Origin of the sequence: Dietzia sp. DQ11-44 (assembly GCF_014145205.1) — a bacterium.
GTDB classification, from domain to species: Bacteria; Actinomycetota; Actinomycetes; order Mycobacteriales; family Mycobacteriaceae; genus Dietzia; species Dietzia natronolimnaea.
This window is the reverse complement of sequence record NZ_JAALEC010000309.1, coordinates 1-4,127: the sequence shown is the minus strand read 5'-3', so window position 1 is coordinate 4,127 and position 4,127 is coordinate 1. Positions and strand designations below refer to the sequence as shown.

Sequence of the window (4,127 nt, the reverse complement as noted above, 5' to 3'; positions counted from 1 at the left end):
GGCGGCCGTGCGGACCGGCTCCTCGAAGACGCGCACCACCTCGGGCCCGGTACCCCAGGTCACGTGGAATCGCGGGACGGAGTTGCCGTGGCCTCCCACGTCCCCGCCACCGCGCTCCGCCCAGCCGACGGTGGGGATGATCTTGAGCCCCAGCTCGTTCAGGTACGTGCGCTTCTCCCCTGCCGCGAACTCCACGTACGCCCGCGCCCACCGCCGGGGCCAGTGGTCCTCGGGCCGGTCGAAGGCCGCCGAACCGAGCCAGTCTCGCCACGCCAGGTCCAGCGAGTCGTGGATGCCGATGCGCCGCTGCTCGGGGGTGTCCACCATGAACAGGCCACCGAGCGACCAGTAGGCCTGTCCGCCCAGGTTCTTCTCGTTCTCCTGGTCCACCACGAGGACCTTCTTGCCCGCTCGGCTCGCCTCGTAGGTGGCGACCAGCCCCGCCAGGCCGTGGCCCACCACGATGATGTCGGGCGTGAACCCGGGCTCGGGTGCCGGCAGCGGCCCGGCGTTGGCGGCGGTCGAGGTGGACGGCGGGGCGTACGAGGGGTACTCGGGGTGGACGGGCCGGGCCTCCCCGGCGGTACGGGCGGGACGGGACGCGGAGTTGGTCATGGGTCCAGTGTGCCGGGTCACTCCAACAGATGACGCAGATACCGCTCCGGGGCCGCGAGATACCGGCGGTGGTGGTCCACCATCGCCAGGTCCTCCCAGCGACTGCGGTGCATCCCGTCCTCCGACAGCTCGTACACCGCGGCCCCCGGCACGGAGGCCAGGATCGGGGAGTGGGTGGCCATGAGCACCTGTGCCCCCCGTCGGTCGGCCAGCTCGAGCAACTGCGCGACCAGGCGGAGCTGGGCGTCGAAGGACAGTCCCGCCTCGGGCTCGTCCAACACGAACAACCCGCCGCCGGAGAACCGGGAGGAGTCCACCAGGTCCCAGAACGCCTCGCCGTGACTGCGCGCGTGGAAGTCCTGACCCGGCCCCGACGACTGCAGGTAGGTGAACAACCCGTGCATGGTCTCGGCCCGCACGAAGTAGCCCCACCGCGGCGCCCCGCCCCCGCGCACCAACCGCAGCGCCTCGTGCAACGGGGACTCCGACGCCCACGTGGAGTTCCGGGCCCCGGTGGACCCGCCCTCGGCGTTCAGGCCGAACGCCATGGCCACGGCCTCGACGATCGTGGACTTGCCGGACCCGTTCTCCCCCACCAGGACGGTGAGGTCGTCGAGCTCCAGCCCGTCCCGCACGAGATCGGCCACCGCGGGTACCGAATACGGCCACGCCCCGGACGACGCGACGAGGCCGGGGTCCACCGCGACGCGAACCAGCGGACGCGGGTCCAGCACGCCGTCTCGACTCACGCGGCCACGGTACCGTGGCCGACATGCGGATCCACCAGATGAACTGCGGGACGTTCGCCGGACGGGTCCCGACCCGCGTACTGCTGGTGGAGGCCCCGGAGGGTCTGGTGCTGGTGGACACCGGCATCGGGCTCCACGACATCGCCGACCCCGCCGCCCGGCTGGGTCCCTCACGACACGCGATGCGCCCCCGACTCGACCCGTCCGAGACCGCCTACCGGCGCATCGAGGCCATGGGGTTCGACCCCCGCGAGGTGCGCCACATCGTGCTCACCCACATGGATTTCGACCACATCGGCGGGCTCGCCGACTTCCCCGGGGCGGAAGTACACGTGGCCTCCGAGGCCCTGACGTGGGCGGTGCGCACCCCGCGCTGGATCGAGCGGCGTCGCTACCGCCGCGCCCAGTGGGCGCACGGCCCGGCGTTCACCGAGTACACCTACGGGACCGACCGGTGGGAGGGCTTCCGTGTGCATCCCCTGGACCACGTGCTCGAGGGGATGGCCCTGGTCGATCTGCCGGGCCACACCGTGGGGCACGCCGGCGTCCTGGTCCCCGGCGATCCGCGGGACCCCGGCGAGGTCGACGTCCTGCACGCCGGGGACGCGTTCTACCTGCGCGGTCAGATCGACCCGTCGGTCGGCTACCCGAGGGCGATCGCTGTCGCCGAACGTGCCCTGTCGCTGGTCCCGTCGGCCGTCGAGTTGACCCACGAGCGCCTCGCGGCACTGGCCGGGCGCCGCGTCGGGGACCTGCGGGTGGTGTGCGCCCACGACCCGACGGGTCCGGGAGGCGTCCCGGGATGAGGATCCGGGACACCGCCTGGACTCCCGCCGCGCGCACCGACCCGGACCGGGATCTGCCGGCGCGGGCCACGGCGTTGGCGGACCTCATGCGGGGCCGGAGGGCGACGATCCTCACCGGGGCGGGGATCTCCACCCCCTCCGGGATCCCCGACTACCGCGGACCGGACTCCCCCGCCCGGACCCCCATGACCTTCCAGGAGTTCGTCGGGGACCCCGGGTACCGCCGCCACTACTGGGCCCGCAACCACCTGGGTTGGCGACACATGGAGGCCGCGCGGCCCAACGCGGCCCACGCGCTGGTGGCCGACTGGGAACGCCGGGGCCTGGTCAGCGGCGTCATCACCCAGAACGTGGACCTGCTCCACCTCAAGGCCGGCAGTCGCCGGCTCGTGGACCTGCACGGCAGCTACGCCGTGGTCACCTGTCTCGACTGTGGCCTGCGCCAGAGCAGATGGGCTCTGCACGAGGATCTCGACCGTCTCAACCCCGGCTTCGCGGAGCGGGTCGCCACTCGCGGTGCCATCGAGGTCGCCCCGGACGCCGATGCGGTCCTCGACGACACCGCGGACTTCCGCATGGTGGACTGCCGCCGCTGCTCGGGCGTGCTCAAGCCCGACATCGTCTACTTCGGGGAGAACGTCCCGGCGCACCGGGTGGCGGAGGCCAACGCCCTGGTCGACGGGTCCGACCTCGTCGTCGTCGTGGGGTCCTCCCTCACCGTCCGGTCGGGATACCGGTTCGTGCGGCGCGCGGTGACCACCGGCACCCCCGTGGCCGTGGTCAACCGCGGCCACACCCGGGCGCACGCCGAAGCCACGCTGACGGTCGACGGCGACTGCATCGAGGTGTTGGCCCTCGTCGACCGGGCCCTGTAGGCGAACTGCGCGAGCAGAGCGGCAGACTGCAGGGATGAGCACAGACCTGACCCCCGACGCCGCTCTGCAGCGGCTACTCGACGGAAACCGCCGCTACGTCGACGGTGCGGGCCTGCACGCCCACCAGGACCCCGCACGCCGCGCCGAACTCACCGGCCAGCAGCACCCCTTCGGGATGGTCTTCGGCTGCGCCGACTCGCGGGTGCCCGCCGAGGTCGTCTTCGACCAGGGCCTCGGCGACCTGTTCGTCATCCGCAACGCCGGCCACATCGTGGACCCGTCGGTACTGGGCTCGATCGAGTTCGGTGTGGACGTGCTGGGCATCCCGCTGACGCTGGTGCTCGGGCACACCTCGTGCGGCGCCGTGGGCGCGGCGATCAACGCCGTCGACACGCACACCACCCCGTCGGGATATTTGCGCGACGTGGTGGAGCGGATCGCCCCGGCCGTGTTCGAGGCCCGGCGGGACCCCGCGGCCGGATACGAGGACGTGGTGATCGAGAACGTGCGCCAGGCGGTCACGGCGATCCGCGAGAAGTCCTCGGCGGTGGACCGCGCGATCTCCCGGGGACGCACCGCGATCGTCGGGGCGCTGTACAACCTCGCCGAGGGCACGGTCACCCCGGTCCATACCGAGGGCAGGATCGACCTCTAGAGAGCCGGAGCGTCGTCAGCGCGCCACAGGATCACCACAGCGCCCTCATCACAGCGCAATCATCCCAGCGCCATCATCCCAGCGCCATCATCACAGCGCCATCATCACAGCGCCACCAGGTCGTCGGCGTGCACGAGAGGACGACCCTGGCCCGTGGTGCCGGTGCCGGACGCGCGTTCGGCCAGCCGGGAGCGCACCTCGATCGAGTCGTACTGGGCGATCCCCCTGGCGACGGTGTCGCCGGCGGTGTCGCGCATCTCGATCACGTCGCCGAAGTGGAACAGCCCGTCGACGCCGGTCACCCCCGCCAGGAGCAGCGACCGCCGGGAGCCGGTGACGGCACGCACCGCGCCGTCGTCCAGGATCACCGCACCCCGCGCGTCGGCGGCGTGGCGGACCCAGAACCGCCGCGCGGTCATCCGCTCGG

The 4,127-nt window shown here is 72.4% G+C and carries 6 protein-coding genes; 3 read left to right on the top strand and 3 right to left on the bottom strand.

The genetic code is table 11. The features are described 5' to 3' along the window. Together G6018_RS08540 and G6018_RS08535 are read right to left on the bottom strand one after the other, a co-directional pair. A partial coding sequence (locus tag G6018_RS08540; protein WP_206685260.1) for an FAD-binding protein occupies positions 1-615 on the bottom strand: 615 nt, incomplete at its 3' end. Positions 616-632: 17 nt separating this feature from the next. Next, positions 633-1,364, bottom strand: coding sequence for an AAA family ATPase (locus G6018_RS08535; RefSeq protein WP_259846721.1), 732 nt, complete (start codon positions 1,362-1,364; stop codon positions 633-635). Between the two features lie 23 nt (positions 1,365-1,387). On the opposite strand from G6018_RS08535, the gene G6018_RS08530 reads away from it, so the two are divergent. The 3 genes from G6018_RS08530 to G6018_RS08520 are packed head-to-tail and all read left to right on the top strand — an operon-like array spanning position 1,388 to position 3,700. Further along, positions 1,388-2,170, top strand: coding sequence for an MBL fold metallo-hydrolase (locus G6018_RS08530; protein ID WP_182639380.1), 783 nt, complete (start codon positions 1,388-1,390; stop codon positions 2,168-2,170). Beyond that, positions 2,167-3,045, top strand: coding sequence for a Sir2 family NAD-dependent protein deacetylase (locus G6018_RS08525; RefSeq protein WP_182639379.1), 879 nt, complete (start codon positions 2,167-2,169; stop codon positions 3,043-3,045). The genes G6018_RS08530 and G6018_RS08525 overlap by 4 nt, the downstream gene beginning before the upstream one ends. 34 nt (positions 3,046-3,079) lie before the next feature. After that, the gene (locus tag G6018_RS08520; RefSeq protein WP_182639378.1) at positions 3,080-3,700 is read left to right on the top strand and encodes a carbonic anhydrase; all 621 of its coding nucleotides are present in this window, start codon (positions 3,080-3,082) and stop codon (positions 3,698-3,700) included. 104 nt (positions 3,701-3,804) lie between these two features. Here the strand turns inward: G6018_RS08520 and G6018_RS08515 are convergent. Then, positions 3,805-4,127: PUA domain-containing protein (locus G6018_RS08515; protein WP_347237835.1), on the bottom strand; the 323-nt coding region annotated here is incomplete at its 5' end.

Bases quoted from the DNA above. Each gene is read 5' to 3' on its own strand.
- G6018_RS08530 (WP_182639380.1), top strand. From the start codon at position 1,388: ATGCGGATCCACCAGATGAACTGCGGGACGTTCGCCGGACGGGTCCCG.
- G6018_RS08525 (WP_182639379.1), top strand. From the start codon at position 2,167: ATGAGGATCCGGGACACCGCCTGGACTCCCGCCGCGCGCACCGACCCG.
- G6018_RS08520 (WP_182639378.1), top strand. From the start codon at position 3,080: ATGAGCACAGACCTGACCCCCGACGCCGCTCTGCAGCGGCTACTCGAC.